General features: G+C 39.8%; 13 protein-coding genes. 7 read left to right on the forward strand and 6 right to left on the reverse strand.

Annotated features, from left to right (window positions below; genetic code table 11):
* The first annotated feature begins 88 nt into the window (after positions 1–88).
* Positions 89–1,591, forward strand: coding sequence for a tetratricopeptide repeat protein (locus ACOQON_RS08180; protein WP_420578436.1), 1,503 nt, complete (start codon positions 89–91; stop codon positions 1,589–1,591).
* Positions 1,592–1,681: 90 nt separating this feature from the next.
* Positions 1,682–2,149 carry a hypothetical protein gene (locus ACOQON_RS08185; RefSeq protein WP_420578437.1) on the forward strand — a complete coding sequence of 156 codons (468 nt, stop codon included), beginning with the start codon at positions 1,682–1,684 and terminating at the stop codon, positions 2,147–2,149.
* A 104-nt stretch (positions 2,150–2,253) separates the two neighbouring features.
* On the opposite strand, the gene ACOQON_RS08190 is transcribed toward ACOQON_RS08185, so the two are convergent.
* Entirely contained in the window at positions 2,254–3,621 is a 1,368-nt protein-coding gene (locus tag ACOQON_RS08190; protein WP_420578438.1) for a hypothetical protein, read from the reverse strand.
* Positions 3,622–3,676: 55 nt separating this feature from the next.
* Between ACOQON_RS08190 and ACOQON_RS08195 the strand changes: the two genes are divergently transcribed.
* Together ACOQON_RS08195 and ACOQON_RS08200 are read left to right on the forward strand one after the other, a co-directional pair.
* Positions 3,677–4,159: a TSUP family transporter gene (locus ACOQON_RS08195; RefSeq protein ID WP_420578439.1), complete on the forward strand. Its 483-nt coding sequence runs from the start codon at positions 3,677–3,679 to the stop codon at positions 4,157–4,159.
* On the forward strand, positions 4,131–4,445 hold the full coding sequence (locus ACOQON_RS08200) for a TSUP family transporter (protein WP_420578440.1): 315 nt from the start codon (positions 4,131–4,133) through the stop codon (positions 4,443–4,445). Before ACOQON_RS08195 ends, ACOQON_RS08200 begins: the two co-directional genes overlap by 29 nt.
* Position 4,446: 1 nt before the next feature.
* Here the strand turns inward: ACOQON_RS08200 and ACOQON_RS08205 are convergent, their stop codons facing one another.
* The 3 genes from ACOQON_RS08205 to ACOQON_RS08215 are packed head-to-tail and all read right to left on the reverse strand — an operon-like array spanning position 4,447 to position 8,479.
* Complete coding sequence (locus tag ACOQON_RS08205) at positions 4,447–6,984, reverse strand: TonB-dependent receptor (protein WP_420578441.1); 2,538 nt, start codon at positions 6,982–6,984, stop codon at positions 4,447–4,449.
* Positions 6,985–6,989: 5 nt separating this feature from the next.
* Positions 6,990–7,910 carry a FecR family protein gene (locus ACOQON_RS08210; RefSeq protein ID WP_420578442.1) on the reverse strand — a complete coding sequence of 307 codons (921 nt, stop codon included), beginning with the start codon at positions 7,908–7,910 and terminating at the stop codon, positions 6,990–6,992.
* Between the two features lie 53 nt (positions 7,911–7,963).
* The gene (locus ACOQON_RS08215; protein WP_420578443.1) at positions 7,964–8,479 is read right to left on the reverse strand and encodes an RNA polymerase sigma factor; all 516 of its coding nucleotides are present in this window, start codon (positions 8,477–8,479) and stop codon (positions 7,964–7,966) included.
* 162 nt (positions 8,480–8,641) lie between these two features.
* Between ACOQON_RS08215 and ACOQON_RS08220 the strand changes: the two genes are divergently transcribed.
* Positions 8,642–9,790: a hypothetical protein gene (locus ACOQON_RS08220; protein ID WP_420578444.1), complete on the forward strand. Its 1,149-nt coding sequence runs from the start codon at positions 8,642–8,644 to the stop codon at positions 9,788–9,790.
* Between the two features lie 91 nt (positions 9,791–9,881).
* The gene (locus ACOQON_RS08225) at positions 9,882–11,108 is read left to right on the forward strand and encodes a hypothetical protein (protein ID WP_420578445.1); all 1,227 of its coding nucleotides are present in this window, start codon (positions 9,882–9,884) and stop codon (positions 11,106–11,108) included.
* Positions 11,109–11,120: 12 nt separating this feature from the next.
* On the opposite strand, the gene ACOQON_RS08230 is transcribed toward ACOQON_RS08225, so the two are convergent.
* Positions 11,121–13,715, reverse strand: a complete 2,595-nt coding sequence (locus tag ACOQON_RS08230; protein ID WP_420578446.1) for an ABC transporter permease — start codon at positions 13,713–13,715, stop codon at positions 11,121–11,123.
* The gene (locus tag ACOQON_RS08235; RefSeq protein ID WP_420578447.1) at positions 13,712–14,047 is read right to left on the reverse strand and encodes a PadR family transcriptional regulator; all 336 of its coding nucleotides are present in this window, start codon (positions 14,045–14,047) and stop codon (positions 13,712–13,714) included. Before ACOQON_RS08235 ends, ACOQON_RS08230 begins: the two co-directional genes overlap by 4 nt.
* A 150-nt stretch (positions 14,048–14,197) precedes the next feature.
* Here ACOQON_RS08235 and ACOQON_RS08240 point away from each other — a divergent pair, with 150 nt between their 5' ends.
* A complete protein-coding gene (locus ACOQON_RS08240) occupies positions 14,198–16,126 on the forward strand; it encodes a hypothetical protein (RefSeq protein ID WP_420578448.1) in 1,929 nt (642 codons plus the stop codon).
* The last annotated feature ends 39 nt before the right edge of the window (positions 16,127–16,165 follow it).

A 16,165-nucleotide genomic window follows, 5' to 3' on the forward strand; every position in this document is an offset into this window, starting at 1 on the left:
CCATAAAATTTATTCAGGCTAAATTATTCCTCGGTATTGTTCGCCTATTCTTTTTTTATTAATTTATTGGTTCATCGTCGATCTTAACTTGCTGAAAATTAGATTATTCATAGCAGCCACTTTATGCATCTATGCGACTTCTATCGTCGCTCAGGAAAATATTAGAGACCTCATTGATATCATCGAGAACTCTCCGGATATGATACGAAAAATTGAGGCGATGAATGAGCTTAGCTATATGCTTAGAAATAGCGATCCCGACAGCACTATACTTCTGGCCGACCAGGCAGAACAGCTTTCAAGATCAATGAGTTACCCACTGGGTGAAGCAGATGCAATCATGAATCGAGGCATTGGACATACATCCCTTGGAGATTATTATACTGCACTTCAGGAATTTTTAGTCTCACTCAAAATATATGAGCGACTAAATGAGAAAAATAGCCAGGCGAAAATTTATAACAATATCGGAAGGGTCTACAATTTCATTGGAGATACTGAGCAAGCGCTTACCTACTATGAGCAATCCGCTATGTTTTATGCTGAACTAAACAACGAAGCACGTGAGGGTGTCTTACTCAATAACATCGGATATATCCAAAAACAAAAAGGTAAGTATGAGTTGGCTCTTGAATACTTAAGAAAGTCATTTAACCGAGCAAACTCACTAAACTTGCTTGACAACTCATTCTATGCTGCATACAATATCGGCAGTGTATATATGCTCGAGAATCAGCCTGACTCGGCATTTAAGTATTTATACTATGCTGAAAAGTTTTCTCAACAATACCGAGATCAATATATACTAAGCCTTACATACATAGATTTAGGTAAGATGTATCGAAAGATGAATCAACCATCTACCGCTGAGTCTTACTTCATGAAAGCATATGAAGTAGCTAATGAGGCCGGAATGCGTGCTGAAAAAAGAGATGCGGCTAAAAACCTGGCGGAGCTATACGAAGAGTTCAGAAATTTCGAAAAAGCACTCACCTATTTCCAAACATACAAAGCATTAAATGACTCTTTGATCAATATGGATGTGACCAGACGTATTGCATTCAAAGAAGCTGAGGATACTTTTGAGCAGCAACGCTTACAAGAGGAAATAGAACGAAGAAAAATAGAGCTTGAGAATGAAAAGCAACTCGCTAATGCAATCTGGACTCGAAATACTCTAATAGCAGGCCTGGTCATTGTCCTACTCTTCACCTATTTAGTTTACTTAAACTTTACCAGGAAAAGAAAAGCCAATCAAGCCCTAAGAAGACTCAATGAACAAATTGAATTGCAGGCGGAGGAACTTCGAAGAGCTAACGAAGAAATCATCACCATGAATAATAATTTGGAAACTGTGGTTCAGAAACGTACCGAGGAACTCAAGCAAAAAAATAAACAATTGAAGGAATACCTGTCATCAAATTCACATATCGTCCGAGCACCCCTCGCTCGTATTTTGGGGTTAGTGGACTTGTATGAGCCAGGAGATTCCAAAAATCTTGATTTCATTAATGAAAACCTTCATAAGTCAGCAACAGAATTAGATCAGGCACTTCGTGATATTAATAACAAGTTGAGCGATGTAAATTGATTTGATGGCAAACCCTGAATCCCCGAAACTCAAAATCTTAAGAAATCCTGATTTTCGGAAACTATCAGGATTTCAGCCTGTTATCATTATATGGAAAGTATTGAAAAGCATATAATAAAGTATGGGTTGATTACATCTTTAGGTCTTATCGCTTTCTTTTTCCTGATGAAAGTATTGGGACTTGCCCAAGTGACCGAATTAAGAATGCTTAACGCCATCATCATGTTTGCTGGTGTTTATCTTGCAATTCGGAAGTTCAAAAAAAAGAAATTCACGTTTGAATTCAACTACTTTTCAGGAATAGCTGCAGGATTTTTTACTGCTATGGTAACTGCTGTTTCTTTCGCGCTCTTCGTGGGAGGCTATGTTCATTTGAATCCCGATTTTTTAGCAGCCATTGTAGCTGATAATCCCAGGAAAGAATTTTTAAATCCACTTACATCGGCAATGTTCATATTTATTGAAGCCATTGGGTCAGGATTTATATTTTCACTCATTTCTATGCAATATCTTAAGAATGATGTGACAATTCCACTTTCTAAGGCCTCAGAAGCATAAGAAGTTAATATTTCATACTCCAGACTAAATTCATTTTGATATATAGGGCCAGTGGCCCACAATTGTATTGGTATATGAGATAGGGTAATAACGTTCGTGGAAGCTCAATCCCTTATTCCAAAAGGTTTAGGCTGAAAATCTGATTCTTTATTATCCTGCTCTTGTTGAATAGGGATACCAGGTGGAAAGATGGTAATGTCCCGATAGAAAGGTATTTCTGCATATGAATACTCATTGTTTGACCCTGTAAGCTTCAGCATGTGTGTTCCTTCCGGAAACTGACCTATATCTATATATGTCAAATAGCCCCGCTGTTTGGTATGATATTTATAGTGTGAAAACCACATGCCCGTTTCTACCAGTTCGTCATCTAAATAAACTTTGAAGAATGACTTAGCGATTTTCAACTTGAGTGCTAATGAGGCTGTATCAGGATATACTTCTTTCAATGAATCTAACGACATATGCTCCATCATAACATCCTCACTTGTGATATTAGCAACCACAAAGAGTCGTAATACATCACCGTTTATGATATCTGAAGGAATGGATGCCCGTGTAGATGGTAGCTCTTGATTTTGATCATCATAATATCCGGAATAAGCCATATACCCCCTGGTGTTACCCCAAAGTTCCAGGCGACTGTACGTATCTCCCGGGTACGTGGTGTCGGTTATAGATCCTGCTCCGAAAATGCTGATCAGTGTAAATATCAATAGAAATCCAAAGAAGACCCATTTATTGAAGTTGGTCACTACTCCGTAATATATGGGACGATAGAAGCGAGAAAGCGTAAGGACACTAACAAATCGATGAAGGGGCCAGTAAATTTTGGCAAACCATCGAAATCGTCTGAAATAACCTAAGCTGATAAAATCGATTAGTGCGATAACCGCCAGCCCAACGATCACCAAAACATAAATCTGAAATGCTTCAAAAAAGGTCCCCGAAAATCCTATATCAAAGTAGATATAAATGATCGTGAAAGGCAGAACAACTAAAGCAAGAAAAAACAAGTACCCTCCTATCAAACTCATAAATAGCATGAATGAGATACTAAAAAGCGAACTACTTATTTTTTCCAGCCTGATGACAATCAATTCATATGAAGGGGTTTGATTGACCTTATCATTAAATTTTCCCTGATAGTTTAACTTTTGTTTTTGAATGCCATTGGGAAATGTGTAACTCAAACCAACCATCCCAATCCATATTCCTCGACATATCAGATGAAGGATTAACCCGGCAATCAGCCAGTATATCCCCATCTTGAAAAGAGCGACCAAATTATCTATATCCTGGGAGTTTCCGAAGATGTTGAGTTTGAAGAATATTAAAAACTCATCCAGTAAACCGGGAACTTTAAACATCCCATATAGCACAATACCTGACAGAAGTATTTCAGGCTCCCAGCTTCTTTGTTGCAACTCAGAAAGCCACTTAGGTGTAATCGTTTGATTGATGTCGCTCATAGCCAATAAAACTAATGAGAAATAGTAAATTAAAGGGCGAATTATCAGTACCGCTATGGGCGCATTACTCGAATGGCTTCCTCAAGTTGATTTCGTTTTTCTTATCATCCTATTTGTTGCAGGAGTTATCGCATTCATTCTGTCCACTATTTCCGGAGGTGGTGGTGCATTAGTACTGGTACCCTTTCTTAATTGGTTCATTGGTGTTGGGGATACAGCTCCAGTTCTAAATCTTGGCACCTTCCTTGGGAGACCTGCCAGACTGATCATTTTCTGGCAGCACATCCATTGGAGGTTATGTCTCTATTATGCACCGGCTGCAATCATTGGTGCGTGGATTGGTTCATGGTTTTTCAAACAGGCCGACCTTTCCTTTCTGCAAATCTTTGTTGGAATCTTCTTAGTCAGCACCGTTTTCCAATTTCGATTAGGCAAAATGAAGCGATTCTTTGTATTTAAAGAGTGGTACTTTGCTCCTTATAGGATTGGCTGTCTCCATTCTGGGAACAATGATTGGTGCACTTGGGCCGGTTCTTAACCCGTTCTATCTCAACGCCGGACTGGATAAAGAGGCGCTTATTGCAACAAAGACCGCTAATTCCTTTTTCCTGGGCATTGCCCAGATCAGCAGCTATACCTTCTTTGGGTTGCTAACAGCGGAAAACTGGATATATGGTATTACCCTTGGACTGGGAGCTACTTTGGGATCCATCATCGGTAAAGGCTACCTGAAAAAAATGAAGAGTGAACAGTTTCGCCTTTTTGTCATACTGGCAATGGTGCTTAGTGGAATTGTGATGATCATTCGAAACTGGCCTTTCTAAGCTAGAAGAAAACCCTAAAAACCAGATTTGGGGTTATCCCCAGTGAATATACTTTCGTATCAATCAGCTCATTGTCCAAAGATGGTGTAGTCCTAAATTCACGATTCAGTAGGTTCCGGCGGTTATAGAGATTCATTACAGATAAACCAATCCGATAGCGAATATGATCAAACTTGTTAGCGGTAAACTCGTAAAGGATAGAGCAATCAAGGCGATGATAAACAGGTAAATTATTTCCATTAAGTGCTCCATAGACAATGGAAACGGGTCCTTCTGAGTTCTCCTCGGTTACTTCTGTGTAGGATTTACCAGTGTGCCACAACCATCCGAGTGAAAAGCTCCACCTGTCAATATTGTAATTATTTGTCCATCGTACTGTGTGTTCTATATTCCAGCTTCCGGGAAAAGGCTCATCATTATTCAACCCGGTAAAAGAATTCTCAGTTCTGATATAGGAATAACTCGCCCATGTTTCGTAGTTTACCCAGCTCTTTTTCACAAACAGGTCAGCTCCGAAAATACGGCTATCTCCTACCCTGAATGCATTGTCTTGCGGATTTAGATATCCAAAGGTCAATGTGGTTACATCCATCACCTGCTTGCGATAACCTTCAAGATTTATGTGCCAACCTTTGTTGTTATAATCAGAACCCAAAGTCGCTTGATAACTCTTGATGACCGGAAACCGATCACTAGACGCTAACGCCCAAACCTTGTTTTCCAATGACAAATCACTGATCACAGACTCTTTGATCTGACTGGCAACCTGTGTTCGATACTCACCTGATGCTGAAAGGGATATTTGCTTCGACAAAGGTTTTGCTACATATAGACGAGGTTCAAAAAAGGTTTTTCCTAATTCCTTGTAGTGGTTAACTCTGATCCCCGGATTGACAAATAAATAGTCGTTTTCAAACTCATATTCCAAAAATCCGGCGTGGGTATTAATCGTTGTGTTATCTGCATCTAAAACCAAATTGTAAGAGCTGCCTGCCGTTTCATAAGCATACTGCGTGCGATTGTTGGAGTAATGATATCCAAAAGTAAGTGAGCTTTCATCGTTTAACTGATATGACCCGTTTAGACGAGCTCCCGCTTCTCTTACCAGGTTCTTTTTTGAAGAATTTGTGGTGGTGTCTGCCTCAGTAATAATGAATTCATATTCCAATATATATTTGGCATAATTGGCATCTATATCAAAACTAACAGGACCTGAAGATTGATTCTTCCAATTGATGGCATATCCTTCGTTAGCGTTCAAAAGCTTATCATTATAGGATTGACTAGTACTGGTATTTTCCAATTGAAAATCCAAATCGTTCTTGTTGTATAAAGTATTGATTGTTAGTTTATTATCAGCATTTACTTTCCAGATCAAATTGGAGGTAAAGTCGTTGAAAAAGAAGCGATTATTCGATTGGCGATCTGCTGAAATACTCTCGCTGATCTTCGTATTCTGGAACACCCTGTCCGCCATCTGGTTATAGGTAAATGTTTCAACTAAATCAGTAAATGACCGACGGGCAGATAGCTGAAGTGACAATTTGGAGGGTATCACCGGCAAGTTCAAAAATCCATCCGCATAAAGCATGTTAGTACCTACTCCCCCAGAAATTCTATCAGCAGGTTTTTGATTAGTAGATATATCAATAACTGAAGAAACCCGATCTCCATACCGGGCACTCGTTCCGCTTTTAATAAATGTAACCTTATCTGTAATGTATGGATTAAATGCTGAGATCATGCCAAAGAAATGGCCTTGGTTATATGTTTTGATCCCGTTCCAAAGCACCAGGTTTTGGTCAGGCAGGCCACCTCTAACATGTAGTCCTGCAGCTGTTTCATAGGGACTATTCACTCCTGGAACCTGCTGGATGCTCTGAAGAATATCCGGCTCTACCAGACCGGAAAGTGTTTTCAATTCGTCTGGATCGATGGTTACCCGGTTATGGTTTTTATGAATGCCTGCCGCGAGATAGTCACTAATAACCACCTCTTCCAAAACATTCACAGACTCGCCTAATCTGAACTTGTTGCAACTTGTAAATGAGAGGTTTTTGACGCTAAGATGCTTCGCTAGGTAGCCAATGGACCGAATGGTTAATCTTGCTCCATAAGGAATAGAATCGAACTCAAAATAGCCATTTCCATCAGTAAATCCACCATCATTAAGTGTGTAACTAACTGTAGCACCAATCAATGGCTCATTGGAATAGTCTGTAACATAACCACAGAGTGAGACCAGGTCAGAAGAATGGAAAGGCCTAATCACAACATAATCATCCCTTATTTGCTCAAAGCGTAGACGAGTGGTATTTTCAAGCCAAACCAACATTTCAGGGAGGGATAAAGATTGAGCAGCATCACCCTCAATAAACTTGTCTTCAATTACCTGGTCCAGGTACGAAAATTCAATATTGTGATGATCTGACAAATCGGACAAATATTCCCTTAGACTTTTGGACACACCTGCCCCCTCCTGCGCCCATACAGCACTGGAAAGCAACCATAGGATGATTAGCAGACGGTGGTGTTTCATAAAGCTTACTGGCCGGAAATAACCACTATTCCATTGTTTTTGAGTTCATAATCAAGTTCTAATGAAGCAAAAACAACCTTTAAAGCTAGGTTAAGATCGTCATGAGGAAATGTTCCCGAATAGGTCATATTCGGATTAAAACTCGCACCCTCAAATTGAATTTCATATTGGTTCTTTAGTGCAGCGAAAACCTGACTGACCGGCACACTTTCAAAAGTAGTCTTTCCCTCCAGCCATTCCGGTGACAGGCCTTTGATCGCACGAACGATCATACGATTGCCACGTATTTTTCGCGCTGATTTCTTTGGTTTTAGTATTTCCTGATCATCTCCACTTTCAACCTTTACACTTCCCTCGAAGCATTTTACCTCGAAAAAATCGGACACATCACGAACTGTGAATTGAGTACCGAGCACAGATACAACACCTGCATGGGTTTCCACGGAAAAGATATTTCCTTTTTCCACCTTGAAATATGCTTCACCTTCCAGCTTTACCTTTCTTTCCTCGACCCAATCATCTTCATCATAAGCAATGGATGAATTGGCGTTGAGAACCACTACAGATCCATCCGGTAATTGGATGGTTTGTTGTTCACCTACTTGTGTTCTAATAGTCGTCAAGTCCGGAATCAGCATGGTGTAAAAGACAAAGCTGAAGGCCAGAACGAGTAAAGCCGCAATCGCTACTCTCAAATAGTTCACCTTTCGTTTGGTGACGATCAGCTGTCCTTTTTGCTGCGACTTGATTCTTGCAAGCAAGGCTTCTTCATCAAATGCAGGTGACTCCAGGGCTTCTGCTCCCGCTATCATTTTTTTATAAGCAGCATATTCTGAGCTCTTCTGAAATTCAGATAGTTCTTCCGGAGTGAGCTCATTATTGAGCCACCTGGCTAAAAATCGATCGTCGTTAAACTTGCTGCTCATATTTTTTGTTCCTTAGTACACAAACGCACATCACCTGCTCTTACCCTACCCCTTTATACATCACCAATTTTATCACGGAGTTTTAGCAAGGCCTTATGCATGGATTTCTCAATTGCTTTGACAGAAACGCCGGAAAGCTCGGCAATCTCTTTATAGGTCTTCTTTTCCACTCTATTCATCAAAAACACCTCACGCTGCTTATCGGGCAATGAACTTATTGCGTCGGTGAGCCGGTCCATAAACTCTTTTTCCAACATCACATACTCCGGAGACTCCTGATCAAATTCTACTTTTACCGTTTGCTCTGTGTAGTTGAGTTGGACCTTCTCTGAGCGTTTCAGACTCGTGCTGAGATTTATAGCAACCTTATAAAGAAAGCCTTTTGCCGTATCCAGGGTAACCTTTGCACAGTTTTTCCAGAGACGAATAAACGATTCCTGCACTACGTCATCCGATTGCTCAGCATTGCCAAACTTGTAATAGATGAAATTACGCAACGACCGCACATGGTCGTGGTAAAAGGCATCAAACTTCGCCTCTTCACATAAAGGGTCCTTTTGCTCCGTCATTCTCGATTTTTAAAACTATCCGTTTTTTCCATGATCTCAAACCTGACTGCATATAGATCTTTTTTCAATTAAGGGGGTAGGGTCTATTCGGACATACTGCGTTTCATCTTCAAACGAGGGAAACTCCCTCAATACAAAAAGTTGAAACTAAAACGAACACCCATGAGATTATTAAAATCGTATGGCATTGCCACAGTAATTCTTACTGCTTTGCTAATGAGCGCCTGTAATTCAGATGAAAATCCCTGTCCGGGAGTAAATTTGGATGTTGAAATTGACAGTGCAAACATGAAGGCACATGTCATTGCCACAGGATTGGAAGATGTCGCTTTTGACCTCTTTATTAACAATCAGTTGATAGAGTCATTTGATGCTGGAGAACTGGATACGACTGAATTCACCCTGGAGTTTGAGCCGGGAGAGTATAAGGTATGTATCAAAGCAGAATCGGAATCATGCGATCAGCAGATTGAAGGCTGTATCGAATTTACAATCGAAGATCCGAACAGAGAGGAATGCATTGGACTTGCTTTTACTGCTGACCAATTGAATGACCATGAATACAAATTCTTCGCTGATTTTGAAGGCAGAGATCAAATCGTGTATGCGTGGTATGTGAATGGAGACATGGTAAAAGAAGAACCATTATCTGACAATCGCACCAATTTTCTTGAATGGGATTTTGCAGCAGGCACACACACGGTTTGCATAAAAGCTGAAAACGATGAATGCGGTGAAGTTGAATACTGCAAAGAGATTGTCGTAGAGCAGTTTTGTCCGGAAGAAGTCTCTTTTGAAGTGGAAGAGGACAATCCATTCACATACTACTTCTATGCCAATTTTGATGGCAAAGAGCATGTTGCCTATGACTGGTATGTAAATGATGATTTAGTGGAGCATGAAAACAAAGACGGTCATGATACTGACCATAAGCTAATCTGGCAATTCAACCCCGGCACGCATAATATCTGTTTGGTAGTGAGTCAGGAAGGTTGTGAAGATATCGAATACTGTAAAGAACTTATGATTGAAGAAACGGATTGTAAGGAACTCTCCTACACCGCTGATTTAAACACTGAAAACAATACATACACATTTACAGCAGATTTTGAAGGGCGTGATGATGTCACTTACATCTGGAAAGTGTTTATCAACGATGACTTCCAGGGATCAGAGGTGCGTGAAGCAGGAAGCGAAGACGATCACAATTTCAGTTGGACATTTGATGAAGGTGTGGAATATGAAATCTGTTTAAAACAGGACGGAGGTTGTGAAGAAAGTCAGGTTTGTAATATCTACTCACTTCCATAGGTAATTTAGGTTGGTTGGTAGAAACCTCCCGGGGTTCCCGGGATGGTTTCTTTTTTTACTTTTTAACCCATTAATTTTAAAAGTTCTACCAGTGAGTAAACCCATGAATAAAAATGTAGTGGCATTGATTGTTCTAAAAGGCATGTTTCAGATAGGCCTTTTGAGCTTGCTGCTGTTATTGGGTGGGTGTATCAGCGATGATGAGATTGATTTTCCTGTAGAACCCGACTCCACGAAATTTGTGAATAGTACAGGAATCATTTCCCTGTTAAGAGCAGTTGAAAATAACTCTCTTACCTCAGATCAGGACTGCTTCACACTGTTCTTTCCAATTGATTTAAGATTCAGTAATGACCTCACTGTCACTGTAGAAAGCTATCAGGGACTCAGTGAAATAGCCATAGATGCAAATGTCAGTATCCATGTCAATGGAGTAATGTTTCCATTATTGGTTTCGAAAGGAGATGTCGTTAAGAAAATCAACAATGAAGCAGAGTTAATTGAACTACTGGAGGCATGTGGTTTGCCAACACTGAGGGATGAATTTGACAAATACTTTACTCAGTGCTTTGATTTTGTGTACCCGATCGAAATGATAGCTCTGGACAGTAGCACGATTAGATTGGATACTCTCCAGGACTATTTTGATTTTGAACTTCAGCAAGGCTTTGATAAACAGCCTGTTTTTGTCTACCCGCTCGAGGTTTATAGTTTTTCAAAAGATCAGACTTTACCAGTCGAAAATGATTTCGAGCTTTTTGAGGTCTTTGATGTGTGTAAGAGTTGCCCACAACTTTCTTTCTCAACCGATTGGGCAGGAGATACAAGGTATGTGTTTACGGCAGACTTTCCTGAAATTGACCAACTGCAAACCTTCGATTGGTACATTGATGGTGACAAAGTAGAAACAGATGGCATTGGTGTAGGTGGAGATTTCATGCTTGTAGAAACTTTTGAGCCGGGTACCTATGAGATATGCATCAAAGCTCAAGCTCCTGAGTTGGATTGCTTCACTGGCACAGAGTATTGCGAAATCTTGGAGGTAGTAGACCCATGTCCTACCCTTTCATTCAGTGTAAATGAAATCACGGCAGATACCTATGAATTCACAGCCACCTTTGATCGACAAGATGAGATTGAATACACCTGGGCCATTTATCAAAATCAAGATTTAATCTTCTTTGAAGAAGAGCTAGCTGATGGAGATGACCAATTGGAATACCAGTTTAGCCCAGGCGATTATATCATATGCATGGAAGCGGAGGTTCACGGATGTTCTATCGTTAGCAAAGTGTGCGAAGAAATCATTGTGAACTAAACTTCCTGTCTTCTATTCATTCCTTAACAGCTCAGCCGGGTTTACATTTATCGCTCTCCTAACTTGCCCAGCGACCGTTACTACTAACGTTAAAAGAATGATAACCATGGCCAGGATGAATGGCAATGCCGTTATATCTTTTGGATCAGGGAAAACAGAGATTACCAGATTTAGCATGCCCATGGCACCTAAAGGGGCTCCTATCACAAACGATATCAATAATACCCAGAAGTATTGTTTACTTACAATCCTAACCAGCTCTTTGGGGTTCGCCCCGAGTACTTTTCTAACACTGAACTCTTTGAGCTTTCCTTGCACATTGAAGGACAGTAGTCCATACAGTCCAAGACATGCCAGTATAATAGCAATGCTGGTGATCAATAGCAGAATACTAATATTGCTCTTATTCTCCATGTAAAAATTATCAAAGACATCCTCTTGAAACACACGATCAAAGGGATCATTTGGCGCAATGGCAAGCCAGGAGTCTCTTGCGTACTGCTCCAAATCAGCTAGCTTATCAGGAGCAGCTCTAACCGTCAAATACCTAACGTCTGACTTGTTAAGACCTCTTATCATCACCGGATCAATTGGAGAAAAGAAATCATAGTAATGAAAATCCTCTACTACCCCAACAACTTGATGCTGAACGCTATCATAGGTGAATGTTTTACCAATCCCACTCTCCCATCCCATTGCCGTCACAAATTGTTCATTCACCACCACATTGCCTTTCGAGTCTTCCGCACGGTCCGTCAAAGGTCTTCCCTCCTTCATTCTCAATCCAAACGTGTCAAAATAGTCCGATGAAGCACTAATACGTCTCACTCCTATTTGTCGATCGCCTTGTTCCAACGATACTTTCGTAATGCCTCTTCCAATTAAAAGATCAGATGCGGTGTGACTGACAACCGAAGGATGATTCACAAGATCATTCTTGAGTCTCTCATATTGTTCCGGTCCGGAAACATAGACCGACATGGTTCCCTCTGGATCATACCCCCACTCCTTATTATTGAGATAAATACTCTGGTCTGTGAAAACAAAACAACCAACAATGGTCATGATGGCAAGGAAAAACTGAAATCCTAGTAAGATTTTAGAAAATAGATTTTTTGAGCCAAACTTTTCATTGCCCTTAAAAATGGTAATGGTATCAAACCTGGAAATATAAAATGCCGGATAGGCTCCTGAGAATATTCCAACCACAATCAAAAGAATGATCATGAAAGAAATCAATGTCATAGGATTATGAGTGCGAAATTGTACATCAAGCTCTGGAATAAGTACATCAAACCATGGAATTAGTAAGAAGTAAGAAAGAAGTATTCCTAGTATTAAAGCAAATAGACATTTAAGCAAATTTTCGGTCATGAATTGAATGACAATTTGCTTCCTGAAGCTTCCCATCACTTTCCGAAGGGCTATTTCTTTTAATCGCTTTGAGGCGCTGACTACCGCGATATTCATGAAATTAAAACATGCCATAGCTAACAAAAAGACGGAAATGATTGCTAATGCCATTCGACCTGCAGGATGACCACCACCTGACACAGACCCAACAATTCTATAAGACTCTTTTGAAAGCTCACGTAAAACGATTGGTTCAAAAGATTCAACTTTCCACTCCGGATTACTATCGTGCTGAGTGTTTTTGTATTGATCAAACGACTCAGCTATGGAGGTGATATGCTCACCTTGTTTCAGCATGATAAAGGTCGCATCGGTCATAAACGACCAACTTTTTGTATCCTCAAAATCCAGATCAAAGAGATTGGCCATTGGTATATAAAAATCAAATCCAAAGCTGGAATTGTAAGGATAATCATCCAGTACAGCTCCAACAAAGAAGTTTTTAACCTGACCATTCAAAAACTTGAAAGACAAGGTTTCTCCAATCGGATCTTTATCGTCAAAGTATTTAATGGCCATATCTTTGCTAATCACAACCTTGGTTTTGTCCTCCAGTATATCTCGACTTCCATTGATCATGGGGAAATCAAACATTTGGAAAAAATCCGGATCAACAAAAACCGTCAATTCGTCAAAGACATCCGACTTGTGCTTGACACTTGCACTTCTATAATCAACTCTTGAGTAGGCTTCTACTGCGGTGTGATCATTTTTTAGGGCTGGACCCAACATGATGGGAGAGTCACTCCAAAGGTTTTCATTACCCTCCTGATCCACATAATTGGTTATTTGGTATATGCGATCACCCTTGGTATGATAAGCATCCATGCTTAACTCCATATCAATAAAAATGAACATGGAGAGCGCGAAGCAAATGGCTATAGCCATCCCGAAGATGTTGATGGATGATGAAACCAGATTTTTTCGGATATTTCGAATACCCAGTTTCAGGTAGTTTCTGAAAAGCAAAAATTGATTCATAGTCGTGTATTTTGAGTTTGTCCTTTTTATGTTGGATAATCTGAAGAACCGAAAAACATCCCAGATAAATTTTGCTCTGGCTACTTTCGGATTTTGCTGCTCCATCCGTCGGTCAAAGAGCTCATAGATATCCCCTTCTATTTCCTCCAGAAATCGTGGATTACAATACCACCTGAGAAACCGCTCGGCCCATTTTGGTGGTTGGTAGTTCATACTGAAAAATTATAAGTGATATTGGGAATACGTTCATAGAGTGACTTCCGAAGAGAAATACTCTCGTCGAGTGCCAGCTTACCTTCCCTGGTAAGTGTGAAAAGTCGCTTTCTTCGTCCGCCTCTTTCATTTGTAGATCCTCCCATTTGAGATTTTAGTAGCCCTTTCTCTTCTAGTCTCCTGAGCACAGCGTGTACGGCACTAATGTTCATGTCCCTTCCTGCGTTTTTTCTTATCTCATCCATTACTGCAACTCCGTATGCCTCATTGTAGAGTGATCCTACGGTAAGTAAAACAAGCTCTTCAAGCTCACCAAGATGATTTCCCTTCATGGTTTGTTAGTTTTATTTGTTGTACAATACGTGAAAGTAATGAATTAGTTGTATAAAAAGTGAATGAAATCAGAATTGCTTTCTTATGTCCTGATATAAAGTAAAAAAGAGTTAGCCTTTATATACTTGTCCCGAATTAATCGAGAACGGGTGTTTAGAGCTACTAGAGGAATTTTGTTTGGATTATTGTGTGGTTATGTTCTGAATTGTCAGGCGCAGAATTCGATCAAAGTAGATCTGGAAAAAGATCAGATTTTAGTGGTATCCGATTCATTGGTTATTGCCAAAAATGATACTTCCATCCTACTCCCATCTGGAACTGAATATCATGTTTATGACAACAAGTATGTTTTGTCAGATGGGTTTTATGATTCTGTATATTCAGTCGCTCAAAAAAATAAAATTACGAAAGAGCTTTACAATCTATTGATCACTAATAAGCCCCCGGAGAATGGAATTAAAAGTAAAGACCCGGTTAGAAGTGAGGCATTTTTTAAAGCTTTTGAAGGAAAAACAATTACCTCTATCGATTACGTATCAGTAGATTTATTCGGCGGATCGGTAAATGACACAACACTTAAGGCGCAATCCAGTCTTGGCAAACTAAGTAACAAGCTCCACTATGACACAAAAAGAGAGGTTATTTTCAAACATCTTCTATTTAGACTTGGAGACAAAGTAGATGCCTTTGAGGTGGCGGATACTGAGAGGATCATTCGTTCTCTAAAATACATAGAGGATGCCAAAATCATCCTGAAGGTAAATCCCGGTGATCTAAATACAGTTGAAGCAACCGTAGTTGTCAAGGATCGATTTCCATGGTCGGCGGATGCTTCACTTGACAACAACGATGCATTAAGGTTAGGATTTATCAACCAAAATATTCTCGGAAGTGGAAATGAATTTGGAATCGGTTATCTAAGACATGGCGAAGAATTGCCCATGCATGGCTATGATGCTCATTATACTATAAGAAACATCGAAAATACCTTTGTAGACGGCACTGTTTATTTCTCTGATAATTACTTAGGTAAAAGTAAAGGCCTCTCATTTAGAAGGAATTTTATTTCACCTGAAATCAAGTATTATGGTGAGGCAACCATTGAACATGTAGAGCCCATTTCAGATCTCATTTTTGCCGACTCGCTTTATGAGAAGGATTTTCAAATTGACAGGAAAAGCTATGACTTATGGGGAGCCCGATCGTTCTTTCTTGGTGATAGAAAGAATATTAGTACGGCGCTAAGATTACAGCACGATAACTTCAGCGAACGACCTCAGGTTCAGGTAGACAGTAATACGATTTATCACGATCATCACTTTTTGGTTGGAGCACTTTCATATAGCAAAATCAATTACCTGAAAACAAGAAATGTTCTCTCCTTTAACATTACAGAGGACATACCAGTAGGCTTCATTTATTCGGTCATTATTGGACGAGACTGGACAGAGTTTGGAGAAAGAGACTATCGGGGCATTCGTACCATTTATTCCACTTACAGTAAAAATGCGGGGTATTTTCTAATCAATATGGAATCCGGATATTTCCTAATGGATAATCAAAAAAACAATCGAGTATTCCAACTAGATGGCCGTCACTTTACTCCACTGATTGATCTTGGTGCTGCTTATTCCAGATTCTTCACTCGATTTCATTATTTCAATGGAAACGAGCTTTCAATCCCCATTTCTCAGACATTAGAGGGCGAAAATCGAATACGAAACATTGAAGGCAATCAAATAGCAGGAAACCAAATATTTTCACTTACCACAGAATATGTGGTTTTCCAACCATGGTATTTTTATGGATTCAGGTTTGCAACATATGCACATGCAGGAATTGGCAATGTCAGTGAATCTAGAGTGATGGATCCTTACAATCAAACCTACTATACGCTTGGTGGTGGGATAAGAATCAGAAATGAAAGTTTGGTTTTTGATACGTTTGAATTCAGGGTATCTGTGCTGCCTAATGCCCCAACTGAAGGTAAATACTTCTATTTCAAAGTATCCCTTTCGGCTCCACAATTCTTTAAAAGTCCGAATGTTGGAAAGCCGGAAGTTGTAGGACTGAATTAAATATTAATCATCAATAACCAATCTGTTGTTTGGATTTTC

It is taken from the genome of Ekhidna sp., from assembly GCF_965221965.1.
Lineage (GTDB): Bacteria > Bacteroidota > Bacteroidia > Cytophagales > Cyclobacteriaceae > Ekhidna.

Excerpts from the sequence above, each read along its gene's own strand:
- ACOQON_RS08185 (WP_420578437.1), top strand. The coding sequence starts at position 1,682 with ATGGAAAGTATTGAAAAGCATATAATAAAGTATGGGTTGATTACATCT.
- ACOQON_RS08190 (WP_420578438.1), bottom strand. The coding sequence starts at position 3,621 with ATGAGCGACATCAATCAAACGATTACACCTAAGTGGCTTTCTGAGTTG.
- ACOQON_RS08195 (WP_420578439.1), top strand. The coding sequence starts at position 3,677 with ATGGGCGCATTACTCGAATGGCTTCCTCAAGTTGATTTCGTTTTTCTT.
- ACOQON_RS08200 (WP_420578440.1), top strand. The coding sequence starts at position 4,131 with ATGATTGGTGCACTTGGGCCGGTTCTTAACCCGTTCTATCTCAACGCC.
- ACOQON_RS08205 (WP_420578441.1), bottom strand. The coding sequence starts at position 6,984 with ATGAAACACCACCGTCTGCTAATCATCCTATGGTTGCTTTCCAGTGCT.
- ACOQON_RS08210 (WP_420578442.1), bottom strand. The coding sequence starts at position 7,910 with ATGAGCAGCAAGTTTAACGACGATCGATTTTTAGCCAGGTGGCTCAAT.
- ACOQON_RS08215 (WP_420578443.1), bottom strand. The coding sequence starts at position 8,479 with ATGACGGAGCAAAAGGACCCTTTATGTGAAGAGGCGAAGTTTGATGCC.
- ACOQON_RS08220 (WP_420578444.1), top strand. The coding sequence starts at position 8,642 with ATGAGATTATTAAAATCGTATGGCATTGCCACAGTAATTCTTACTGCT.
- ACOQON_RS08230 (WP_420578446.1), bottom strand. The coding sequence starts at position 13,715 with ATGAACTACCAACCACCAAAATGGGCCGAGCGGTTTCTCAGGTGGTAT.
- ACOQON_RS08235 (WP_420578447.1), bottom strand. The coding sequence starts at position 14,047 with ATGAAGGGAAATCATCTTGGTGAGCTTGAAGAGCTTGTTTTACTTACC.